The 21,700-nt window shown below is 53.2% G+C and carries 18 protein-coding genes; 8 read left to right on the forward strand and 10 right to left on the reverse strand.

The window, feature by feature from the left end; translation table 11 throughout:
- Positions 1-40: 40 nt before the first annotated feature.
- Complete coding sequence (locus DTL42_RS16380) at positions 41-265, forward strand: hypothetical protein (protein ID WP_105351622.1); 225 nt, start codon at positions 41-43, stop codon at positions 263-265.
- A gap of 254 nt (positions 266-519) precedes the next feature.
- On the opposite strand, the gene DTL42_RS16385 is transcribed toward DTL42_RS16380, so the two are convergent.
- The 6 genes from DTL42_RS16385 to DTL42_RS16410 all read right to left on the reverse strand — a co-directional run bounded on the left by DTL42_RS16385 (position 520) and on the right by DTL42_RS16410 (position 4,783).
- The gene (locus DTL42_RS16385) at positions 520-765 is read right to left on the reverse strand and encodes a carbon storage regulator (RefSeq protein ID WP_114369885.1); all 246 of its coding nucleotides are present in this window, start codon (positions 763-765) and stop codon (positions 520-522) included.
- A gap of 99 nt (positions 766-864) precedes the next feature.
- Positions 865-1,158 (reverse strand): hypothetical protein, encoded by a 294-nt coding sequence (locus tag DTL42_RS16390; protein WP_105351448.1) that lies wholly within the window; start codon positions 1,156-1,158, stop codon positions 865-867.
- Between the two features lie 249 nt (positions 1,159-1,407).
- Complete coding sequence (locus DTL42_RS16395) at positions 1,408-2,346, reverse strand: PmoA family protein (RefSeq protein WP_158545424.1); 939 nt, start codon at positions 2,344-2,346, stop codon at positions 1,408-1,410.
- 121 nt (positions 2,347-2,467) lie between these two features.
- The gene (locus DTL42_RS16400) at positions 2,468-3,229 is read right to left on the reverse strand and encodes a hypothetical protein (protein ID WP_114369889.1); all 762 of its coding nucleotides are present in this window, start codon (positions 3,227-3,229) and stop codon (positions 2,468-2,470) included.
- A 93-nt stretch (positions 3,230-3,322) separates the two neighbouring features.
- Positions 3,323-4,345, reverse strand: coding sequence for an endonuclease V (locus tag DTL42_RS16405; protein WP_114369892.1), 1,023 nt, complete (start codon positions 4,343-4,345; stop codon positions 3,323-3,325).
- A gap of 15 nt (positions 4,346-4,360) precedes the next feature.
- Positions 4,361-4,783 (reverse strand): VanZ family protein, encoded by a 423-nt coding sequence (locus tag DTL42_RS16410; RefSeq protein ID WP_158545425.1) that lies wholly within the window; start codon positions 4,781-4,783, stop codon positions 4,361-4,363.
- 129 nt (positions 4,784-4,912) lie between these two features.
- On the opposite strand from DTL42_RS16410, the gene DTL42_RS16415 reads away from it, so the two are divergent.
- Positions 4,913-5,962 (forward strand): NAD-dependent epimerase/dehydratase family protein, encoded by a 1,050-nt coding sequence (locus DTL42_RS16415; protein ID WP_147274307.1) that lies wholly within the window; start codon positions 4,913-4,915, stop codon positions 5,960-5,962.
- A 78-nt stretch (positions 5,963-6,040) separates the two neighbouring features.
- Positions 6,041-6,682 carry a 3-keto-disaccharide hydrolase gene (locus tag DTL42_RS16420; protein WP_114369899.1) on the forward strand — a complete coding sequence of 214 codons (642 nt, stop codon included), beginning with the start codon at positions 6,041-6,043 and terminating at the stop codon, positions 6,680-6,682.
- A gap of 27 nt (positions 6,683-6,709) precedes the next feature.
- Here DTL42_RS16420 and DTL42_RS16425 read toward each other — a convergent pair whose 3' ends face one another.
- Positions 6,710-8,245: a YifB family Mg chelatase-like AAA ATPase gene (locus DTL42_RS16425; protein ID WP_114369901.1), complete on the reverse strand. Its 1,536-nt coding sequence runs from the start codon at positions 8,243-8,245 to the stop codon at positions 6,710-6,712.
- Between the two features lie 252 nt (positions 8,246-8,497).
- Between DTL42_RS16425 and DTL42_RS16430 the strand changes: the two genes are divergently transcribed.
- Positions 8,498-9,979 (forward strand): DoxX family protein, encoded by a 1,482-nt coding sequence (locus DTL42_RS16430; protein WP_114369903.1) that lies wholly within the window; start codon positions 8,498-8,500, stop codon positions 9,977-9,979.
- Here DTL42_RS16430 and DTL42_RS16435 read toward each other — a convergent pair.
- Complete coding sequence (locus DTL42_RS16435; protein ID WP_114369905.1) at positions 9,965-11,281, reverse strand: DUF1501 domain-containing protein; 1,317 nt, start codon at positions 11,279-11,281, stop codon at positions 9,965-9,967. The two genes, DTL42_RS16430 and DTL42_RS16435, sit on opposite strands and share 15 nt — an antisense overlap.
- 16 nt (positions 11,282-11,297) lie before the next feature.
- Positions 11,298-12,932, reverse strand: a complete 1,635-nt coding sequence (locus tag DTL42_RS16440) for a DUF1553 domain-containing protein (protein ID WP_114369907.1) — start codon at positions 12,930-12,932, stop codon at positions 11,298-11,300.
- Positions 12,933-13,133: 201 nt separating this feature from the next.
- Between DTL42_RS16440 and DTL42_RS16445 the strand changes: the two genes are divergently transcribed.
- Both DTL42_RS16445 and DTL42_RS16450 read left to right on the forward strand, forming a co-directional pair.
- Complete coding sequence (locus DTL42_RS16445) at positions 13,134-14,369, forward strand: hypothetical protein (RefSeq protein WP_147274308.1); 1,236 nt, start codon at positions 13,134-13,136, stop codon at positions 14,367-14,369.
- A gap of 137 nt (positions 14,370-14,506) precedes the next feature.
- Positions 14,507-15,829: a S41 family peptidase gene (locus DTL42_RS16450; protein ID WP_114369911.1), complete on the forward strand. Its 1,323-nt coding sequence runs from the start codon at positions 14,507-14,509 to the stop codon at positions 15,827-15,829.
- Between the two features lie 430 nt (positions 15,830-16,259).
- Here the strand turns inward: DTL42_RS16450 and DTL42_RS16460 are convergent, their stop codons facing one another.
- Positions 16,260-17,201, reverse strand: coding sequence for a histone deacetylase family protein (locus DTL42_RS16460; RefSeq protein WP_114369915.1), 942 nt, complete (start codon positions 17,199-17,201; stop codon positions 16,260-16,262).
- A gap of 229 nt (positions 17,202-17,430) precedes the next feature.
- Between DTL42_RS16460 and DTL42_RS26955 the strand changes: the two genes are divergently transcribed.
- Entirely contained in the window at positions 17,431-19,263 is a 1,833-nt protein-coding gene (locus DTL42_RS26955; protein WP_114369917.1) for a hypothetical protein, read from the forward strand.
- A gap of 130 nt (positions 19,264-19,393) precedes the next feature.
- On the forward strand, positions 19,394-21,592 hold the full coding sequence (locus DTL42_RS16470) for a HEAT repeat domain-containing protein (RefSeq protein ID WP_158545426.1): 2,199 nt from the start codon (positions 19,394-19,396) through the stop codon (positions 21,590-21,592).
- Positions 21,593-21,700 lie beyond the last annotated feature (108 nt).

Consider the following 21,700-nt stretch of genomic DNA (forward strand, 5'->3'; position numbering starts at 1 on the left):
CCCCGTGCATATGCTTGTTGAAAGTAGGTAGTTGGAAAAGATGCAGAAGATTAAGAACGTTTTCGATGCCATTCTGAAGTTCGGTCATGACGAAGACTTCGTTCCGGATGCTGGCGACGAATTTGTCCCCACCGATGCCCCCGCTGGTTCCGAAGCGAAGATCGAAGTTCTTCGTCGTCGGGTCGAACAGGGCCTTCCCTTGTGGCACGAAGAAGATCGTTGCGACTACACCGGGTTGACTGGTGCGATTCGTCCTCGCGAGTGATTCTCTCGCACCGACGTGCTTTGATAATACAAAGTGATTGAGGGGTGGCACACTACCCCTCTTTTTTTATGCGCTCTCTTTCACGAACTGTGACGGCTGAAGCACAATTGCCTGCGCACCGTAGGATGGCTACCGACGCCTCGGGCGAACCTGCCATCGTGGTTCGCCTGACGTCCTTCCAGGGAAGATGGCATTCGCCTGGGAAGACGTAGCCATCCTACGAGATCATTTGTCACGCTTGCCCCTCAGCGTGATCAGGCCGCAATTCTCAGCGTTTTCGCGGCCAACTGGTCCACCTCTGCCGTGAAGACCAGTGTTGTGCGTTCCTCGTCTTCCGCTTCGATTTGATCGTGGGTGTCGAGTTCGTCCCGAAGAATGAGTAGGTTCGAGGGGGCCTGAATTCCCAAACGCACCTTATCAGCTCCGACCTTGACGACGGTTATTAAGATCTCGTCACCAAGCCGAAGTTTCTCACCTTCCTTGCGAGAAAGGACTAGCATATCAATAAACCTCCATGTTTATGCGGTATTCAAATATGAGATGGATCCAGAGTCTATTCGCACGGCTCGGCCGATCCGTCGCCCGAGGCTGCCGCTAAGTTAAGCGGCCACCTGCAACGCAGAGGAACTCGACAATTGCGTTCGTAGGAACCGTTCGCCACTGGCCCCGTAAAACAAAATTGTGTTGGTGTCGGTTTCCCAGATGGCCGTGCATTTGACACTTCGCGGTCCATGCAAGCAAAAGTAGATCCCGCAAGGATCTTGGGCTCGCACGATAACACGCTCGGTCATGGGGAATACGCCCGGCTCAAGCTGTTCTTTGTCACATAGAATCTGGTAAATGTACTGCCGAAGGTGTTCCAACTGCGTGAAACACGGGGATTCAGCGGTCATGGGTTGGGGATGCTCCGTATAACTCCGACTCATCATCGATCGCCACCAACGATGGGCCGTTTAGATAAACTGGGTTAAGTGTTTGCAAGATTAGGTATCGGCAGAGAAGACGGCAAAGTTTGACATAGTTAGGCTAGGAAATATGGGAAATATTTACTCGCAGCGCAAGCAAAAAGCTCGACCAGCGATTGCCAGCCGAGCTTTGCTCAAAAGTCGAATAAAATTGCAATTTCTAGCGTGCTTGCATCGTTACTTCTTTACTTTTTCGTAACGAGCAAAAGCTCCGGCGATGTCTGCCTCTTCTGTGGTTCCTTCATGAATCAAAACGCGGTAGCGGAGATTCAACTCTTCGCCTGGCTCGATCGTATGATCGCCAGCGGGCTTGTCTTTTCCAGCGAAGTCATGCACACCAAATGGATTCGCGGCAAACAGGCCATACGTACGAACATGCCAGTACGTGGGATAGCCGTAGCTAGAAGGGTGATTCAAGATCGCGACGCCGACGGTCTTATCCTTAACTGGGCCATAGTAATCGACCCATGCTGATTGCTTGCCCCATGCATCTTTGTTCTTGGTCCCCTTATCGTTCACGATCGTCCCGCCCAGTTTGGCATCGACCTTCATCGTGCCAGCGACACGCATGCCAAAGGTGCCTTCCTTGGTATCCCCAAAAGTTACCGGCTTGTCCCCTGGAATGATCGTGACATCGTAATCGATATACTGTTGCCCTTCGTCTTGTCCAAATGTAAGCGAACGCCGATCACGACAGACAACGTTCCCTTCGGGATCTTCCCAGCGATTTAACGCCACGATCTGCGCCGTTTCGCCGTCGGTTACCTTTTCGAACTCCTCGTGGATGATCTTCCCCCCCTTCTCGTCACTTTCCAGCCAGAAGTCGGTTCCATTCACCTTGCCGTGTGTGAACCACATCGAACGATGGTGAATATGGTCGTCTCGCTCGTGATCACCAAGCGACTCGATCGGGTAGCGGCGTGTCAGCGGCAAGCCATCAGGGCCCAGTAAAGGATAGAGAATTGGCTTTGTGCCGCTTTTTGTCAGATAGCGGGTCAGCAGTTTTCCATCGTAATGAACCGTCAGACCATCGTCTTCCTGCACGATTTCATACGTCTGGGCGAGGCACGTAGAAGCGCAAGCGGTTACAAGCAATAGGGTTAACATTCGGATCATGCGCAGCATATCCTTGATTTCAGGTGGGGTGTTAAAAGAGTGGAACCACGAGGTGAGTTCCATCCTACCTGAGGAAAATGCTCAAATCCAGCGAACCATGCTTAGCTTGTCACAAGCCTGCTTACTTGGCGAATACCGGCTTGACGTATTCTTCAAATGAAACCGCTTTTGCTTTTTTCAAGTCGGTTTCAATCGATTGAATCAACGCGTTGCCTTGCGGAGTAGACTTCCATTGATAGTCATGGGTCGAGCGAGCAAAACTGCTCTTCGCGGGATCGGAATATCGAACCGTTTTGCGTACTTCTCGCGGGACTGCCCCCTTGGAACCAATTTGGTTATTAAGTTCCATTCGTGCCTGAGGCAGCCCGCCTATGCCAGTCACAAAGTTCAATTGGGCAGCCCAATCACAGAAACGAGAATAAGTATCCGCCAGGGGCTGTTGGTCGATTAAGTCCAAATCTACTTCGTAAGTGATCGGCCCCCCTTCCATCTTCAACAACTTCATTTGGGGATCGTACTGCGTGCTGAACTCTGGATCTCGCAAGAAGTTCCAAAGAGGATTATCTGGGAAATTCCCTTTGGTTTTAAAGTAGGCCGAGTTTTCTAAGATTTCTTGGGTTCGCAGGGTGACTTTGACCTGGCGTTGGGGATCAAGCAGCGTGACCAGCCCTGCCTCGAAGTCGATTATCGTCACTTGGCGAGGCGCCGTTGTGATGACATCGTAAACCTTCTCTCCCTTGAAAATGGTTTCCAAGGTAATCGCAGGGTTCGGGTTGTTTCCCTCGTATAGCCGTGTCGAGACTTGAAAATCGGCAGCATGATTGAGAGATGCCAGCGAAACCCAGGTAAACAGGACAGCGGTGACTAGCAAGGTCGTTTTCACGGTTCAGTCAACTCGACGATTGAAGTTCAAAAAGACAGGGAACATCGGTCGTCGGGAACCATACCCCAGCAGCCGGCTCCGAGTCTAGACGAATCAAAGCGTGCTAGCAATCCGCCGGCTCTCGCGGTCCGCATGATAGATCGGTTCAGGGCTGCGATGCCCCGCAAAGCAGCGGTCTACTAGGCTGCGCATTGCCTCCTCACCTACGGCATATCCCTCGGAGATAAAGAGCGGATTCTTTGTTTTGCCGTGCGGTAGTAACGCGTAGCCCAGCACCTCGTGCGGTTCATCAATGCTGGCAACAATCGGTCCCCAGGTGCCCACCTTTAAATCTTCGTGCAGCAGCGTTCCGCAAAGACGGCTCTTGGCAATTCCGATGGTTGCTATTCCGACCAAAGCACCAAGCATTGTCGCGATTCCCATGCGACGCGGATGCAGCTTTCCATTGCCATCAACTAGCAGCACGTCCGGTAAACGCTCGTTGGCCTGCATTTCAGCCAACAGTTCCAAGTAGACCGGTAGTTCGCGGAATGCCAGATAACCAGAGATGTAGGGAAACCGAATCGGGAGAGACTTTACGTCATGGTACTTCAGCTTCTGGCCATCAGCACCGAAACAGCTGCAAACAGCCACGCCAGTCTCGCCATGATAAGAAACATCGAGCCCGCCGATCGTCGTTACATCGCTCAGCTCAACGTTTTTTGCCCTGGGCACAACAAAATCTCGCTGCCAGGCTTTTAGCGTCGCGAGAGGCTTTGCCGTTGCAGGTAACTCACAGCGGAATTGGTCCAGGTCGACTCGACCGTCACGGGCCATAATTCCTTCCTGGGTGAGCTTCACCGCTTTTTCGGTTACGTCCCCGCTGTAATACAGTCCCAACTCTCCAGTCGATCGGACCACTCGATGAGAGCACTCAGCCACGGGGCCGTCCGGAAGCAGCAAGTAGGTTGCTACCCAACGGCTTGCAACCGAATCACCCAAGCTGTTAGCTAAATCGCCATAAGCAACCACACGGCCTGGCGGGATGCTCCGTACGAGACGCTGGAGCTCCATCCCCAGGTCAGGAATTCGCTGCTGCAGGGAATCGGCAACCTGACCAAGATCCGGAAGAGGCATTCCTGCGTTCTTTCGTTACGAGCGAGACTCGCTCGGCAAGAGCCACTGTTCGACACTTCGGCCGCGCGCCCAGGCAATCACACCGATCCCCAACGAGACACCTATCGCGTCAGCAATCAAATCGGCCGGGTCACAAGATCTGCCTGCCACCAATGTCTGCGTCAGTTCATCAAAAGCCCCCCAAGTGACTAACGAAAGCCAAACGGTAAAGACCAACGAAACAGACCAATGAAACTTCCAACTCCCAAACACGATTAACAAAGCAATCGCTAGCACTGCATATATCGTAGCGTGGACAAACTTGTCGAACTGCGGCAGCAAATCGGTCGTTTGTGCCATCAGCTTATGCGGCATCGGCCAATGGGTGGCCGTAAATGCTAGAAGCCCCAAGAAAATGAGAACAGCAGTGGAAAACAAGGGAGATATGCGGGGAAGCATAAACGGTTCCAGGAATAATCGTACGACAAACTCTCGGCCGTAAACTCTTCCTAATAAGCCAAGGCCGGGCTCGTAAAGCATTGCTTCCAGACTAATCGATGACAAGAATCCTCACAAGCGAGGCGTATCTTGCAGCAAATTGCCTATCTCAGTATCGTTTGTAGCGGTTATCAGGTCTCCTTAAATTCGCGAAATTACGACGCATTAGGCAAGTACGCTCTCATGGCCATTCTGATCACCGGCGGTGCCGGTTTCATTGGTAGTCACCTCACGCAGATTCTCCTCGCACAATCGAACGAGAAACTGATCAGTCTCGACAACTTTAACGACTACTACGATCCCGCCCTCAAACGAGAGAACGTTAAGCAGGTCGCCAATGAAGAGAGGGTCACCTTGATCGAAGGGGACTTCTGCGATGGCGAGGCCATGAAGCGGCTCTTTGATGAACATGACATTGATCAGGTCGTCCATTTGGGGGCCTATGCCGGCGTCCGTATCAGTGTTGAGCAGCCGCACAAATATCAGCATGCCAATGTTGGGGGCACGCTCAGCTTGCTGGAAGCGGCCAGGCATCATCCAGTCAAGCGTTTTCTATTGGCTTCATCTTCCACCGTTTACGGCAAGGGAGCCGGAATTCCGTTTGCCGAGGATGCCCCACTGGGAATTCCAGCCAGCCCGTACGGTGCCACCAAACGAGCCGCCGAACTGCTTTGCCTGACTTACCACCAGTTGCACGGCATACCTACGGCCTGCTTACGGCCATTCAGCGTTTACGGGCCACGGTTGCGGCCTGACTTGGCGCTGACCATCTTCGCCAAGGCGGTCCACGAAGGCACCCCTATCCCCCTATTCGGCGATGGCAGCATTCGCCGCGACTTCACGCATGTCAGCGACATCTGCCAAGGTTTCATCGCCGCGTTAACCGCTGAAGGAGTCGTCGGCCAGGAAATCAACATCGGGCATAGCGACCCAATCGAAATGCGGAAACTGATCGAGCTGCTCGAGAAATCTTTCGGCAAGAAAGCGGTCATCAACTACCTGCCGGAGCGGCCTGAAGACCTGCCGGTGACTTACGCAAATCTTAACAAAGCCGAAAAATTACTCGGCTACAGCCCCAAAGTGCTGATCGAGGACGGCATCCAGGAATACGTCGACTGGTTCCGCACTTGGCATCGCTAATGGATTCCTGGTGGCTGGCTTGGTAGGCTTTTAGGAAAGCGTTTTGCCACAATCTTATTCCTAGAGTGATCCACAGCCATGCGAAGTTACGTCTCAATCAGCGGTTTGTTGTTGCTCGGACTATGGGTACTTCCAGTGCTCGCTGACGATGCCAAGGAATCGCCGAAAGCGAAATCTCTGTTCGATGGCAAGACGCTGGAACACTTTGAAGTTCCGCAATTTGGCGGCGAGGGTGAAGTTGCCGTTCAAGACGGCGTGATCACGATGGGGCAAGGTGTGATGCTGACAGGTATCACCTATAAGAACGACGACCTCCCCAAGACCAACTACGAACTGACCTGGGAAGCCCGTCGCACGATGGGGCTCGATTTCTTCGCCGCTGCGACGTTCCCTGTCGGCGATAGCCACTGCAGTTTTATCCCTGGAGGCTGGGGGGGCGCCGTGGTAGGCCTTAGCAATATCGACGGCGAAGACGCTTCCGAAAACGAAACTACCAAGTACGTTTCGTTCAAAGACAATCAATGGTATCGCTTTAAGCTTCGCGTTACCCCAAAGAAAATCGAGGCTTGGATCGACGATAAACTAGTCATCGACGCGAAGATCGAAGGCAAAAAGATTTCAACTCGCAATGAAGTCGACCTATCGCATCCGCTCGGCTTTGCCGCTTGGCAAAGTGGGGCTGAGATTCGCAAGATTGAACTGCGTGAACTCGAAAAATAAGCAACTCGTGGCAAACCACTCCGCTGCTTACCCCACCAAGCTCCGATCGAGCATCCGGTAGTTAATCGCCTCGCACACATGATCGGCTGAGATCATGGTGTCTGCTTCCAGGTCGGCGATCGTTCTGGCTAACCGTAAGATTTTGTCGTAAGCCCGGGCCGAGAGGCCGAAATTCGAGATGCTTTGCTTCATCAACGCAGCAGCGTCGTCTTCCACATGACAAAACTTGCGAACTTCGCGGCTGCTCATCTGGCCGTTGTAGCGTGTTTTGCTACCTACGAAACGGCGGGTTTGGATTTTCCGGGCTTCAATTACTGTTGCCCGCAACACTTCGCTGCTGGTTCCGTCGGTAGTGCTCGCCAGTTCCTGATAGGGGACCGCTGGGACTTCGATTTGAATATCGATTCGATCAAGCAAAGGCCCTGAGATTTTTCCGACGTACTTTTCCACTTGCGGCGTGGTGCAGCGGCAATCGCGACGAGGGTCGTTGCGGTAGCCGCAAGGACACGGGTTCATCGCTGCCACTAACATGAAGTCTGCCGGAAAGGTAACACTTCGCAAAGCACGCGAGATCGTCACCATGCGGTCTTCTAGCGGTTGCCGCATCAATTCAAGCGTGCGACGATTGAACTCCGGCAACTCGTCTAGAAAGAGAATACCGTTGTGACTGAGCGAAATTTCGCCGGGAGCCGGATTACTGCCACCACCGACGAGGCCAGCTTCGGAAATCGTATGATGAGGCGAACGAAACGGACGCGTGGCTAACAGTGGCTGATCGCTCGCCAGACGACCGGTGGCACTGTAAATACGTGTTGTCTCGACCGATTCGCTCGGCGTTAGCCCTGGCAGAATCGTCCGTACACGCTTGGCCAGCATTGTCTTGCCAGAGCCCGGCGGTCCGACGAAAAGTAGATTGTGCATGCCAGCTGCGGCAATTGTTGTTGCACGCTTGGCAAGTTCTTGACCGCGGACGTCGGCGAAATCGACATCGTAGTTCGAATGCTCTTCAAGCAGTGTCTGAATTTGAGGCGGGACCGGTTCGATATCGAGTTGCCCTGCCAAGTAGCCGACCGCTTCGGTAAGGCTGGCGACCGGAATAACTTCAATCCCCTCTACCACAGCGGCCTCCCTGGCGTTCTCTGCTGGAACAATAATTCCGGCCAGTCCTTGCTTCTCGGCTGCCATCGCCATCGAAAGCACACCTCGGATCGGGCGTGTGATTCCTTCAAGAGCTAACTCTCCCACAATCGCATATTGCCCTAGAAGATCACTTTGCAGTTGTCCGCTACCAGCAAGAATGCCTAGCGTGATAGGCAGGTCAAACGACGCGGCATTTTTTGGCAGCTCAGCCGGGGCAAGATTTATCACGACACGATCGCGTGGGCAAAAGAAGCCGGAATTCACCAAGGCGCGTTCAATGCGATGAACGCTTTCCCGCACGGCCGCTTCCGGCAACCCAACGAGGACGGTCTTGGGCAAAGCAGTTGGGGAAACGTCTACTTCCACATCGACAGGAAGGGCTTCGATGCCGGCCATCGAGTAAGTCCGCAGTTGTGCCAGCATGGTTGCCTCGATCTCTGGGTGTTCGCTCTCTGATTACAGTGCCCCCATTGTGAGTCAACCTAGTCCCCTCTTTCAAGCCGCTCAGCGAAATTTCGAAATTTACCTACCCCTTAAAGAAGGCATTTTCCCGCCCAATCAGGCCACGAATCCTCCTAACCAGGAGCGGATTCTCGCAATCCTCTCCACGAATTTTAGGCAGTGTGTTACGGTTGAACTGCGCGGCATACTTAACCCCACTCAAGTTTCCGCTTCATGGCCAACCTAGCAACTTCTTTTCACAAGAAGGTCGATCGGTTGTTGCATCGTATGCAACAACCGCTTTCCACGCTGCGCTACCGCCTGCTGATCTTGGTGGTAATCGCCCAAGCCGCCACGCTGCTCATTACGTGGCCGCTATGGCAAGTGCGCGACTTTCCGGTGCACATGCCTGCGTTCGAGCTATCGCAAATTCCTTTTGGCGGGTGGTTGCTGCTGACGTTGCTTTACATGCTAATCCAGCCACGCTGGGGCTTGGTGCTGCATGCTACCTCCTTGCTCATTTCATTCGTTTTCGATCAGTATCGAACGCAGCCTCAATTCATCGCCCTAGCGGTCTTGATGTTGGCTTTGATCGAGGACAACGGAGTGATCCTCGTCCGCTGGTTCTTAGCCACGTTATGGCTGTGGGCCGGCTTGCACAAATTGCTCTCGCCTGATTGGTTTACTCATGCCGCTTGGGATTTAGTGGGAGGAATCGTCACCGATCGAGCAGCCTATTTTCAACCGTTTGCCTGGGGCGTAGGCATTGGCGAAGTAATTGTCGGATTGCTGGCCATTTTGCAACCTCGCTGGGCCGCGATTCCTTGTTTGCTGATGCACGTTGGAATCGCGATCTTTCTATCTCCCTTGTTTTACGACCACAACATCAGTGTTATTCCTTGGAACCTCGCCACCGGAATCGTGGGTTGCTGGGTGATGCTGAACGCGCCGAGTGTCCGCCCGCGTTTTACTTGGGAATGGGGAATAGCTGCCGTTTTGCTGCTTTACCCTGCTGGTTTCTATGTGGGCTGGGTCGACCATGGGGTGGCGAGCGTACTCTACTCGAACCATCTACCCGAAGGCTTGATCACCACGCCGGAAGGAACCGAGGTAGTTCAAGGTTGGGGTGCTCTCAAGGTTCCGTTTCCTAACGAGCGTCGTCTCCTGAGAATCTATTTCGAGCAGTCCGCGTCGCCTGGCTCAAAGCTACATATTGACGAACAGCGTTCGTTATTGCCGGATCAGTATTTTGTGAAGCGAGCAGACCATCGCGTAGAAGAGATTTCCCGGCAAGAGTTCCACAATAAATTAGCGGGAGAGGTGGCTGGCATCGAAAATGATCGCCGCCGCAATCGCTTTCTATTGGCCAGGGCCGGCGTCAAGATGTTGAAACGGGACCAAACAGGCCCAATTTACGCCGTCGAGATGGATCCCAGCCGTTTTCGCCCAGAACTGCTTAGGCTACTCAATAGAATTCCCAACATCGAGCAATTGAACTTAGCCGGCTGCCAAGTCACCAACGAAGACTTGAAACATTTACCGATCCTGCCGAAGCTTGAAGGAATTGGCTTGGCCGATACCCAAGTCACCGACGAGGCAATCAGCCTACTTCGACGGCAGCCACAACTCAAATACATCGAGCACAAAGGTTCACGCATGACCCGAGAAGCGGTCCTCGAGTTCGAGCGCCAACGCAAAGAATTAGATTTCGGCTAGTACCTGTGGGATAGGCGTCCCCTGGCAAATCGCCATCGGTCGGCCAATGGGCGTTTGATAGTCTTTTTGAAAATCGATCCCCAGTGCCGAGTGAATAGTTGCATGAATGTCTTCCACACGCACCGCACCAGCCGTTTCTGACGTGATCTTAGTACCCATGGGATCGGTTTCGCCGAGTACGACACCTTTCTGAATACCCCCTCCCGCCAAAACCACACTAAATCCGTGAGGCCAATGATCGCGGCCTGCAGCAGGGTTGATGTTAGGCGTGCGGCCAAATTCTCCGCCGCACAAAATGATCGTATCTTCCCATTGCTCACTTTCTTGCAGACGCTTGATCGTGGCGGAAAGCCCTGCATCTAAGACCGCAGCCCGGGCAGATTGCAAATCGTGATTGTTCGCATGCGTATCCCAGCCTCCCAATGTGACTTGCACACAACGAACCCCTGTGGCGATTAGCTGCGTCGCGCAAAGGCAACCACGTCCGAAAGGGGTGTCGCCAAACTGTTTTTTGGTTTCTTCTGGGACATTGTTGATATTGAATGCCGCTATTTGCTCGGAACTCATCATCGTTCTGGCACGCTGGACCATCTCTCGATGCAGTGTTTTGTTCGCTTCTAAATCAGCTCGGCGGCCTTTGGCAAAAGAAGCCTCTAGAACATTCAGATCGTTCATACGAGCCTCGAAGCGTGCCTCGGAAACCCGCTTCGGCAAGTCAGGCAAAGGGCCAGCCGGATCGTACATTTTGAATGCGTTGTACTTATTCCCCAGAAAACCACCGCGGGCAGGCCAAGCTTCCGGAAAGATCGACACGTGCCGTGGAATCTCGACGCCTTCGGCAGACAATTCATGACAAAGCACCGCCCCAATTGCTGGATGAATAAGCGTTGGATCTGGCCGGTAGCCTGTTTGCATGTTGTAAGTAGCCCGCTCGTGGTCCCCTTCCTTGCTAGTAACGCACCGCAAGAGCGAGACCTGATCCATGCATTCCGCCGAGAGAGGCATCGTGTCCGCGATCTTCAAGCCTTTCACCGAAGTGCTAATGGCCTTAGTATCACCGCCGATCTTCTTCCCAGGATGCGGATCCCAGGTTTCCAGTTGGCTCGGCCCTCCTTGCATCCACAGCACGATTACCGATTTCGGTCGCGACGAGCTTCCCTTGCGATCGGCAGATACCGCCAGCAATTGCGAGAGCGGGGTGAGCCAAGCCAGCCCTGCTCCCGCTCCTAGTAGTGTGCGTCGGCGGAAGTGAGCCGATGTACCACAACCTTCAGGTCCTAGGATCGATGAAAAACGGTTCATAATGCGATCGTTTCTGTTAGTGATTCCAGGCAAACTCGGTGCAATTCATCAAAGCCCAGTAGATGTCCTCGAAGTCTTGCGAACGGCGTGTTTGTAAGGCTTCGTTGTTTAGCTTCGCCAGAAAGTGCTCGCTCTCCTGCGATGTAGGGCGGCGGGTAAGCACGCACAAGAAAGCGGTTTCGATCGCCGTCTGGTTGTCTGGCGCCAACTGCGAAACCTTGGTTGCCGCATTGCGGATAAAATTGTCTTTGGTCCGTTCTTTCACCAAGTTACCATTCATCAGCAACAACCGCTGCGGAATGGTTCCGGCATCTTGGCTAAATTCGTCTTCGCCGGCATCACCGTAACGCTTCAGGAAATCGTTCGTTTCGCCGAAGGTCACCAAACGAGTCAGAATGTGGCTTTCGGCGTTCAAGGTGTGCAAGGAAGATGCCTGATTGATGCTGCCGATGACTTGCTCTGGCCGCAACCGATTCACAGGAAACACTGCCCAAAGCTTTTCGTGCTGGGGGGTCACTTCATGTTCTGCACGGCTATCTAGCTGAAATGCTTCCGTAGCTGCGATCAAGCGAACCAAGCGTTTCATGTCAAAGTTGTGGTCAATAAAGTCCTCGACCAGGGGTTCCATTCCAGCAGGCAACGTTCTTTCCGCAAAACTTCCATCCAAAGGGATATCGTCGACCGGTTCGACCAACGGGCGTCCAGTCATAATCGCCCACATCCGATTGACGATCGCTCGGGCAAACGGCCGGTTCTCTGGGTGCGTAACCCAATTGGCAAGCCGCTCTCGCAACGTCCCCCCTTCTTCGTCCATCAACTGCTGATTGAAAGGAACTTGGGCCGGTACCGTGACTGTTTCATTCGCATAAAGATATTGAAACTCGTAAGGACGCCCTTTTTTGTCGGTGATACCAACAAACGAGTTCTCTGCTTCGCGAAAAAAGGAAGCTAATTCGTGAAAGTCGCTCTGCTTCAAATCTCCCCCGAGATTGTCGTCGTGACACTGAACGCAATCGATTCGCGTGGCTAAGAAGGCCCGCGTTAGTCGACCCGCCAAGCGTGCAACATCGGGTTCCTTCGTACCATCTTGATCGACCGTTGCCGTCACAAAGTTGACGGCTGGGTGATCGGTCCAAAGTCCCGTCTCGGCAATTAGATCGTGTGTCAATTCGTTGTAAGGACGATTTGCCATCAATTGGTCACTAAGCCAAGTGACAAATCGTCTTTTACGAAAAATCAGAAATGGGCCACCCTCGGTCCCCACATATGCACGCGAAAGACGTTCAGCGATGTAGTCGCCATAGCGGCGATCGTTGAGAAGGTAATCGACCCACCACTGTAAACGGTCCGCCTCCGGACGCTGCTCTAGCATGCGGATCTCTGCCAGCGAAGGAATCGTTCCTACCAATCCCAACGAAAGACGGCGAGCCACCGTTAAGTCCTCCGCTTTGTGGGCAGGCTGCAAGTTCTCTTCAGCCCACGCCGCGTGAAACTGGCGATCGACCGCTTGGCGGGCAGAATCAAAATCGTTTGAACGCAATACAACCGGCTGATCGAGGGCTTGCACCTTGGGGGGCATCAACAACCAGTTGGCTAACGAGGCCAGCCCGATCGTTACTAGCGAGAGAAACGCAATGTTCTTTAACCACATTGTCTTTAGACCCAAAAGAAACAGGGGCGGCGCCGATGAGGCCAACACCCATTCTTACTGCCAAGCAGAAGGGGTTGTTTCTCTATTGCAGACAAAAGTTTGCTTTTTCTTGATTTTTACAAAACTCAACGCGAGGCATCCCGAGTAGAAAAGGGAAGGCAGCAAGCAATGCGCGTTTGTTCACAGGATGTCACCAATCTCATGTCGACAGCGAATTCAGCCTGGGATACGAAAGAGCGGCTCCTTTCTCAGCCACGCATGAGCCCTGGCGGAATTGTTTCGGCCGAGCCTGTTTGGGCAACCGAGGCAACCGTTTGTCCGCCTCAAGCAAGTTTGCTGGTCCGGGCAGCTACCGGCTTTATGAGCTTGTGGGAGTGGTGTTTCGGGGCGATTTCGATGATCGTGATCCTTGCCTTTCTGGCGACGGTCCCTATTCTAAATTTAATGAGCCTCGGGTATTTGCTGGAGGTTGGAGGACGAATTGCTCGAACCGGCCAGTTCACCCAGGGCTTTATCGGCATTCGCAAGGCAGCTCGGATTGGCAGCATCGTAGCCGGAACGTGGCTCATGTTCCTGCCACTTCGTTTGCTTTCCGATGCTTGGCAAAGTGCTTGGTTAATTGATCCTGATAGCCGATCAACCAAGATACTGTGGTTGGTTACGATTGTTGCGACCGGGCTGGTTGGATTGCATGTGGCCTGGGCTTGTTACCGGGGCGGTCGTCTCCATCATTTCATCTGGCCCGCCCCCATTCGTTTTTTCAAGACAATCTTTCACGGTGGCATGTATGCGTATGCCCGTGAAGGAACGCTGGCATTTATCAAGGAATTGCATCTATGGCATTATTTCTCGCTGGGAGCACGCGGATTCTTCGGTACTTTGGCCTGGCTGTTGGTGCCGGTGTTATGGATGATTGGTGCTCGACAAATTACCGAGCCGGGAATCGCGTTTTTGGTCAGCCTGCCCGGTATGGTCGTCTTCGCCTTTGTCCTGTTGTACTTACCGTTCCTGCAGGCTCACTTCGCCGCTGAGAATCGCTTGCGAGCGTTATTTGAAGTGGGAAGGGTGCGGCGCATGTTTCGTCAGGCGCCGCTGGCTTGGTGGTCGGCCTTATTAATCACGTTGCTATTCGCCCTGCCGCTCTATTTGCTCAAAGTCGAGATGATCGACCGCGAGATTGCCTGGCTCCCCAGCTTGTTCTTTGTCGTGTTTATCTTTCCGGCACGCGTACTCGCTGGTTGGGCTTTGGCTCGAGCAAAAAAGCGAGAAAAGCCCGCCCACTTCCTCTTTCGTTGGCTCAGCCGTCTGGCCACGGTCCCCGTCGTTGTCTCTTATATCTTCTTTATGTACTTGTTCCTGTACATTTCCTGGCGTGGGGCAGATAGCCTGCTGGAACAACATGCTTTTTTGGTTCCTGTGCCGTTTCTGGGGGCATAGGTTCTCCAGCAATACCTGCTTGAAACCCGTACGGCAGTAACGCGATATCTGCCCTGGCACTAGGACCGCTTCCCCTGAGCAGGTAATATTGAAGGTCTGCCTTATCTCCTGGTTCCTGCAAATAGGCACGCAATATTATGCCGCGTGGAAATCTGATCGCGATCTGTCTGGCCTTTGTCGTGTCGCTCATCTGCTATCAATCTACGACACACTCGCGCTATGCGTTGATGTTTCAGCAGGGCATGCAAACGATTTCCGATTACTATGTGCGTCCCGTCGGCGAGGAAGAGCTATTCAATGCCGCCATGGCAGGGCTGACCTCGCCTCTAGATCAGAACTCGGTTTATATCGCTCCCTCGCACTACCCCGACTTTAGGCGAGAATTAGGTCAAGAATTTGGCGGCATCGGCGTTCAGGTCGAATTCAATGAAGACAAACGACAGATGATCATCATCACTCCGCTTGCTGGGGCACCTGCCTATCAAGCAGGAGTCCAAGCCGGCGATATCGTGCTGGCGATCGATGGTGTTGAACTCAACGGCGAAGATTTCAAAACTTCGCTTGAACGACTCCATGGCACTCGTGGCACCCCGGTCACCCTAACCGTTCAACATATCGGCGAAGAAAAACCGGTCGACATCACCGTGACACGAGCCAACATCATGGTCGAATCGGTGCTGGGAGACAGCCATGGCGAAGGTGGCAAATGGAATTTTTATCTAACCAATCACCCAAACATTGGTTACATCCGCGTCGATTCGTTTGGAGATCATACGGCTGATGATTTTCAAGCGGCACTAGAACAGATTCCCAAAAATGCAGAAGGCCTGATCGTGGACATGCGGGGCAACCCTGGCGGTTATCTGACGGCGGCCGTGGAAATGGTTGATATGTTTATCGATTCCGGTGTGATCGTTACCACGCGTAGTCGCGATAACGAAATCCGTGAAATCGCCAAAGCGACAAACGGCAACACCATTGTGCCGAAAGACATGCCCGTCGTTGTCCTGGTGAATCGCTTTAGCGCCAGTGCGAGTGAGATTTTCGCTGCTGCCCTGCAAGATCATCACCGTGCGACGGTAATCGGTGAACGATCGTTCGGGAAAGGGACCGTCCAAAGCATTTTCCCCTTCCCCTTGGATAGTGACCGCCGAGCTTTGAAGATCACGACGGCAACCTATTGGCGTCCCAACGAAACCAACATCCACCGCTTTCCCGACGCCACGGAAGAAGATGACTGGGGCGTTCGTCCTGACGAGGGGTGGGAGTTGGATCTGGAAGACGAGATGTTGAAGAAAGTCAACCAAGCCCGGCGATTACACGATGTCGATCGAACGAACTTCTCCGATCCAGCCCTCGCCGAGAGTCGCGAGATCTCTGAAGAAGAGCAATCGCTACTAGATTTCGAAGATCCCCAAATTCAAATGGCAATAGAGGCGATCCAAGAGGCCCATAAGTAGCCTTTTCGTAGGTTTTGCAAAGGGCTTTTGCAAATTCTACGATCGAGTCAAACGGTAAATCGCACTACGAAATTGGGGCAAACTTTGCCGTTGCCCTCTCTCTTTTCAAAAACCCTTGATCTAGCGTACTTGAAGAAAACTGACCACTTTAGCCAACATTTGGCACTCTTGTTGCTAATTACAACGGCGAATCTCTCTCCTCCCCCGGTTTGTTGAAAGACGCATCGATGGTTTGCAACGTTAACCACTTTTATTGGCCTACCAACAAGACTTCGACTATCGTCGAAATCGAATCCATTTCGCGTCCCCTATCCGTTCAACCTCACGCCAACACACCTTACGTGGTGGTCTTGTTGAAAATGCTTAGCAAGGCGGATGAGAAGTCGGATGAAGACAATATCCGAAGGTAGTGCGGCCTCAGCAGAAGGAACTATGCATCGTCCTTAAGTTCACGTAAGTGCATTTCGATGCACTCTGCCAACCTTGGCGGGTTATAGCCACCTTCTAACAGGCTGACAATTCGCCCGTGACTCCACGTGTCGGCTATTTCCTTGACGGTTTGAGTCGTGGCCAGAAAATCCTCCGCCTCTAAGCCGAGATCTCCGACAGGGTCATCCTTGTGGGCGTCGAACCCAGCACTGATCAGTACCAGTTCAGGGCGAACTTTATCCGCGAAATCCTGTAAGCGGTGGGCAAACTCGTTCAAAATCGTCTGGCGATCGGTTCCGTAGGTGATCGGTAAATTGAGCGTATATCCCAACCCAGGCCCCTCGCCACGCGCATCACGATCACCGCTATCAGGATAAAATGGGTACCGGTGCATCGAGAAAAAACCGACGTTTTCGCTTCGCCAGAATATGTCCTGGGTTCCGTTGCCATGATGCACGTCCCAATCGACGATCAACACCCGGCTAAGCTCTAGTTCCTCAATCGCCGTAGCCGCTGCCACCGCGACATTGTTAAACAGACAGAAACCCATCGCCTGATCACGTGTTGCGTGATGCCCAGGGGGGCGAGAAAGGCAAAAAGCACGCTTCGCTTTCCCGCTGATCACTTGTCGAGTCGCATCGCTGGCCGCACCAGCGGTAAGTAACGCTACCTTGTAGGAATCGGCTGAGGCGAACGTATCTTCGTCGATTTGCCCCCCTCCGTGGGAGGTCATGTCACGCAAATACTTAATCAACCCTGGGTCGTGTACCAACTCTAATTGTTCTTCGTTTGCCGCAGAGAAGTCGGGATGTTGCCACTGATCCCAGATCCCACAAGCCAGCAAGTGATCTTTGGCCGTGGTCAATCTAACCGGTACCTCTGGGTGGCAAGATCCTGTTAAGTGCTTCAGAAAGCGGTCGTGATAATAAAGTAGATTGGACATACGCCTCGCCAGTCCTTATTAGGGGTTTGTACCAATTCGTTGACACAGGTTCACGAGAGCAACTATTCTTAACCTTAGTGATCTTTGACGGTATGATTAAATTACTCGTCGATTGGGGAACGAATCTCCCCTAGAATACATTCGGATTACGATCTCATCTCGTCCCAACCGTCCATTGCTTCCGCTGGTAGCGGTGGGTAGGTCTTAAATTGCATAGGAATTTTGTGGCATGAAATGGCTTGCTTGTTGTACGCTCGCTCTGGCGACGATTGCCATGGGGACTCAAGTCGCTCGGGCGCAAAATTACCGAGAGATTCCAGTAACCGCCACCGATATCGATCCTGATGCCACCGACTTACAAGGCAAACTCCGCTTTCAACAAACCCAGGCCAATGTGGCCGAATACCTTCGCTCCAAACCATTGGATGACCAAGGGCAACAACTGATCCGCAGATTCTTCGGTGAGGCCTACCTTAAGAGTTGGACCAAACGTTCTAACTGGCAACACGCTGGTGCCAATCGCCAAGAATTTCTGAAGCGATATTATGGTCCGCAAAATTCCCAGCGAGATGCTCGTCGGCTAGTCAACGAAATCATGCTGAGGTATATGCAGGAATACGTTAAACCGGAGTATCACCCGGTCTTGCGCTACAACGCCGCTTTGCTGATCGGCGACCTGCGTTCCCAAGATATGGACGCGTTTAGCCAAACTCCTGAAGTCCCTTATGCTCCTTCGTTGCCTGTTCTTTTGAGCTTGATTGAAGACAAACAACAAAGCGACGCAGTGAAAGTAGCCGCCTGGGTGGGTCTCCTCGAACAGTGCGAATTGCACGGTGTTAATTTGGGGAATATTCCGCCTGAAGAAAAAAATCGTATTTTGACCTTAGTTATCAACACCTTGAAGCAGGAAGAAGCTTCCGAAGGGCAGAGCGAAGACGCTCATATTTGGATTCGTAAACGGGCGATCGACCTTGCCTCAGTCATTGGTAATGCCGGACGCGATGGCACTCTGGCTGCCGCTTTAGACTCGATCATCCTCAACCCAAACCTGCCAATCGAAATGCGTTGCTCGGCCATCGCCGCCAAGGGGAACTTAGCCTTCGACGACGAAACCGCCAACAAAATGGATGTGGTCCGTCAATCGACGGATATTGGCAAGATTGCCCTAGAAGCAGTCGCAGACGACGTCACCTGGTTTGATGAGTCCCTCAAAGAATATCAAAAGAAGATGCTTGGAGGTGGTGGGGCCTATGGAGGAGGCTATGGCGGTGAATATGGTGGTTACGGCGAAGCAGGTGGGGGCGGTTACGCTCCAACCCCCTCAGCAGGCCCCTCGTCTAAATCAAGCTCTGGATCTTCCAGCCGTGGTCGCCGTAGCAACCGAGGCCGTGGTCGCGGCAACTCGAGTGGTTACGACATGTATGAGGATAGCAGCATGGAAATGTCTGCTCCCCCTGAAATCGTCCGCGACCCTGTTCTCGTGCGGATGGAAAACAACTATCGTCGCCGCGTTAAGACACACCTCGACTTTGCCAAGCAAGGACTAGCTGGCCAGATCACCCAGGTTCCTAGCGACCTGGGCGCCATGAAGGAAGGCCTCATTCAGTATGCCAAGAATGACGAAGAACGTGAGGCGATTGCCAACCTAACAAAATCGATGATCGCGATGCTCAACGCGGTCGACGATGAAGATTCCGAGGAAAAAGAACTGCTGAAAGCATCCAAGAAACGTCTGGAAGCGATGACCACTGCAGCTCAGAAGCTGGCGGTCAAAGCAGCGGTTGAGATCGATGTTCCCGATGCAGTCCACGACACACCGGATGATCTACCAGGTGCAGACATGCCCGGGGCAGGTCGTCGTGGTGGCACGCCAGTGGACGGGCCTGGTGGTGAAGCAATGCCAGCAGATGGCCCGGGCGGAATGCCTGTGGACGGGCCAGGAGGAGCAGCTCCGGTTGACGGCCCAGGGGGTAGCCCCGAGCCGGTTGCAGATGATGGGCCAGGTGCGATGCCTCCGGCAGATGGCCCAGGGGGAGAAGGACCAATTCCCGATTCTCCATAATCCCCGGGGCAATTCCCCACTTGGAATGATCTTGTCTTAGCGGTCGCTGCTCGTTAAAAGCGACCGCATGTTGAATGTTTATCCTCGCAACCGATCATCTTTCATTGCGTTGCTAGCATTCCTCGCGATAATGCTCGGAGGGATCACTGGCTGCCGCACGGTTGTTGATGCGCAGCAGGAGCTTGCGGAATTAACCGATTTATCCCCGTTGCAGGTTCAATCCACGGCTCCTGCGGCGGAAGTTCGTCCTAAGTCTTCAGCCAGCCCCAAGACAATAGAAGCTGCCGAGGCTGCTCTTTCTTCCTCAGTGATCCAGAACGATCCCAAAGCGATTCGCCCTCAGCGGGTTGATTCGCGGGGTTGGTATCTCGATAGTAGCGTGCCCCTCTATCTTGCATTCCACTTGCGAGAACCTCGTTGGCATCACCGGGCGTTAGAGAGTTTGCTCGACCAACCGATCTCTTCCCAAGAAGTTCTAGAGGCTGGCACCGAATCACTCGATCCCGAAATCAAAGCCACGGCATGGATCGGCCTGGTACGCAGTGGGGCCGAAGTCCAAGATGCTGACCTAGCCGAACTAATCCAAAATCCTCAAGTCACAGCCACCACTAAGGGTGCATTACTTGAAGCGATTACCGACACCACAATCATAAGTCAATTGTTCGCCGAACGGGACAACCTGATTGCTGATACCGAGTTGAAAGACGATTTTTCAGGACAACAGCTTCAAGAGCAGTTTTGGTACAGCTTGGCAACGACGGTTCCCAGCGTCCGTTCCGACGAACGTTTCACGGCTGATTTCATCGAGCAACCAGCGGAAATTCAGCAGACGCTGCTCGACTTAATGCTGACCGATTCGACCAGTGAAGTTCCGGCCAGTGTCACGCAGCGTTTCGAGAATCTCTCGCCAGAAGTCTTGCGACGAGTCAATTTGTGGCACAGTTATTTGCGGACAGTAGCTCCGATTGATGTTCTATCAGATGCCAGCCGTTCGCCCAATTTTTCGACCCGAGAAAACGCTACGATTGGGCTCGGTCGCGAAGGTTCTCATGCGGCGGAGGCTCTTTTATTAGATGTCTCTGATAGTGCCCCCACGCTTCTTCAAACGGCGGCCATCGTGGCTTGGGGCCTGATGCCTCAACACGAGGAATGGCCACGCTTGGCGGAAACCACCTCTTGGCGCGTCCGCTTGGCGATTGCTCAATGGATCCCTTTAACTTCACGCAACTTGGAAACCATCCAGAAACTAAAAGAAGACAACAGCCACTTGGTGCGTCAGGCCATGCTCGCCCGAAGCACGACTCCAGCAGAACCTGTCGTCGAGCGCAAGCCTCCTGCCAAACCAAAACCACTCCTCAAGAAAGAGATGGATCTCTCGCCGGAGGAAGTCGTCGGCTTGCTCGATCAAATCGACCAAGCCGAGCATGCCACAGATGCTGCGGCCCGCACCACTGCACGCGAACAATTACTACTTGCTCCGGACAAAGTCCTGGCTGCGGTCGATCAGGTCGCCCGAACTTTGGTCCAGTATGAGAACGACTATTTGTTCGAAGTCCTTCTTCCCCAGTGCGATCCTGCTTTCCTGCGGTTACAGGAAGCGACGCAAGGGAGTTCGCAAATGACTTTGATTGCTTTGCGAGACCTGGAGCTTCGAAGCGAACAAGCACCGCTGCCCGAGTTGATTCTCTGGCGGTTGGGCCAGCACACCCATCGATTCAATTCGCTCGATTGGCAAACAATCATGGGCATCGTCAAACAGGACAAACGCCCCGCTACGGAATCCCTCGTTCGCCAAGCGATTGGGCATGACGATCCCCTGGTTCGCATGCGGGCCTGCGAGCACGTTACTCAATTTCCTCTGCCCGATGTTGTTCATCCTTTAGAAGACAGTCTCGAGCATGAATCACCGGACGTCCGTTGCGCGGCGATTCGTGCGCTTTCCAAGCTTGATGGTCCTAACCATCGAGAAATGTTCGTGACGATGCTGCTTGATCGAGAAGTCGACGTCCAACTTGCTGCTGCTCAAGCACTGGACGAGGCCAACGATCCACGTGGTGTCCAGCATATCTACCGCATGACCTATTCCTCTTCGCGCGAAACGCGATTGAAAGGGGCACGAGCGATTGCCGCTCGCCAGAACCAAGTTGACCTTCCTGAATTGATCCGTCTGCTTGACGATGAAACGTCAATTCGCAAAGCCGCCCTCGAAGGACTGTCCAGCTTAGTCCCTGCAGAAAACAACCCACCGCCCAAAAATACGGTAATATCGCTTGAGGCCCAGTCAATCGCCTGGAAAAACTGGTTCGACCGGCAGTCGCTGAAGCGGTAATCCCTTTTCCCCACCACTTCTTCTTCGCCTACTCAACCCGAGATAGGTCAGCGCGTTATAATTCCCATGGTAGGGAGCACCCCACATGTAACGCTCCCCAAACAAGTT

Source organism: Bremerella cremea (genome assembly GCF_003335505.1).
GTDB lineage: Bacteria > Planctomycetota > Planctomycetia > Pirellulales > Pirellulaceae > Bremerella > Bremerella cremea_A.

Excerpts from the sequence above, each read along its gene's own strand:
- DTL42_RS16380 (WP_105351622.1), top strand. The coding sequence starts at position 41 with ATGCAGAAGATTAAGAACGTTTTCGATGCCATTCTGAAGTTCGGTCAT.
- DTL42_RS16435 (WP_114369905.1), bottom strand. The coding sequence starts at position 11,281 with ATGAACCGTTTTTCATCGATCCTAGGACCTGAAGGTTGTGGTACATCG.
- DTL42_RS16470 (WP_158545426.1), top strand. The coding sequence starts at position 19,394 with ATGCTCGGAGGGATCACTGGCTGCCGCACGGTTGTTGATGCGCAGCAG.
- DTL42_RS16430 (WP_114369903.1), top strand. The coding sequence starts at position 8,498 with ATGGCCAACCTAGCAACTTCTTTTCACAAGAAGGTCGATCGGTTGTTG.
- DTL42_RS16395 (WP_158545424.1), bottom strand. The coding sequence starts at position 2,346 with ATGATCCGAATGTTAACCCTATTGCTTGTAACCGCTTGCGCTTCTACG.
- DTL42_RS16425 (WP_114369901.1), bottom strand. The coding sequence starts at position 8,245 with ATGCTGGCACAACTGCGGACTTACTCGATGGCCGGCATCGAAGCCCTT.
- DTL42_RS16420 (WP_114369899.1), top strand. The coding sequence starts at position 6,041 with ATGCGAAGTTACGTCTCAATCAGCGGTTTGTTGTTGCTCGGACTATGG.
- DTL42_RS26955 (WP_114369917.1), top strand. The coding sequence starts at position 17,431 with ATGAAATGGCTTGCTTGTTGTACGCTCGCTCTGGCGACGATTGCCATG.
- DTL42_RS16405 (WP_114369892.1), bottom strand. The coding sequence starts at position 4,345 with ATGCCTCTTCCGGATCTTGGTCAGGTTGCCGATTCCCTGCAGCAGCGA.
- DTL42_RS16390 (WP_105351448.1), bottom strand. The coding sequence starts at position 1,158 with ATGACCGCTGAATCCCCGTGTTTCACGCAGTTGGAACACCTTCGGCAG.
- DTL42_RS16460 (WP_114369915.1), bottom strand. The coding sequence starts at position 17,201 with ATGTCCAATCTACTTTATTATCACGACCGCTTTCTGAAGCACTTAACA.
- DTL42_RS16410 (WP_158545425.1), bottom strand. The coding sequence starts at position 4,783 with ATGCTTCCCCGCATATCTCCCTTGTTTTCCACTGCTGTTCTCATTTTC.
- DTL42_RS16440 (WP_114369907.1), bottom strand. The coding sequence starts at position 12,932 with ATGTGGTTAAAGAACATTGCGTTTCTCTCGCTAGTAACGATCGGGCTG.
- DTL42_RS16445 (WP_147274308.1), top strand. The coding sequence starts at position 13,134 with ATGTCGACAGCGAATTCAGCCTGGGATACGAAAGAGCGGCTCCTTTCT.
- DTL42_RS16450 (WP_114369911.1), top strand. The coding sequence starts at position 14,507 with ATGCCGCGTGGAAATCTGATCGCGATCTGTCTGGCCTTTGTCGTGTCG.
- DTL42_RS16385 (WP_114369885.1), bottom strand. The coding sequence starts at position 765 with ATGCTAGTCCTTTCTCGCAAGGAAGGTGAGAAACTTCGGCTTGGTGAC.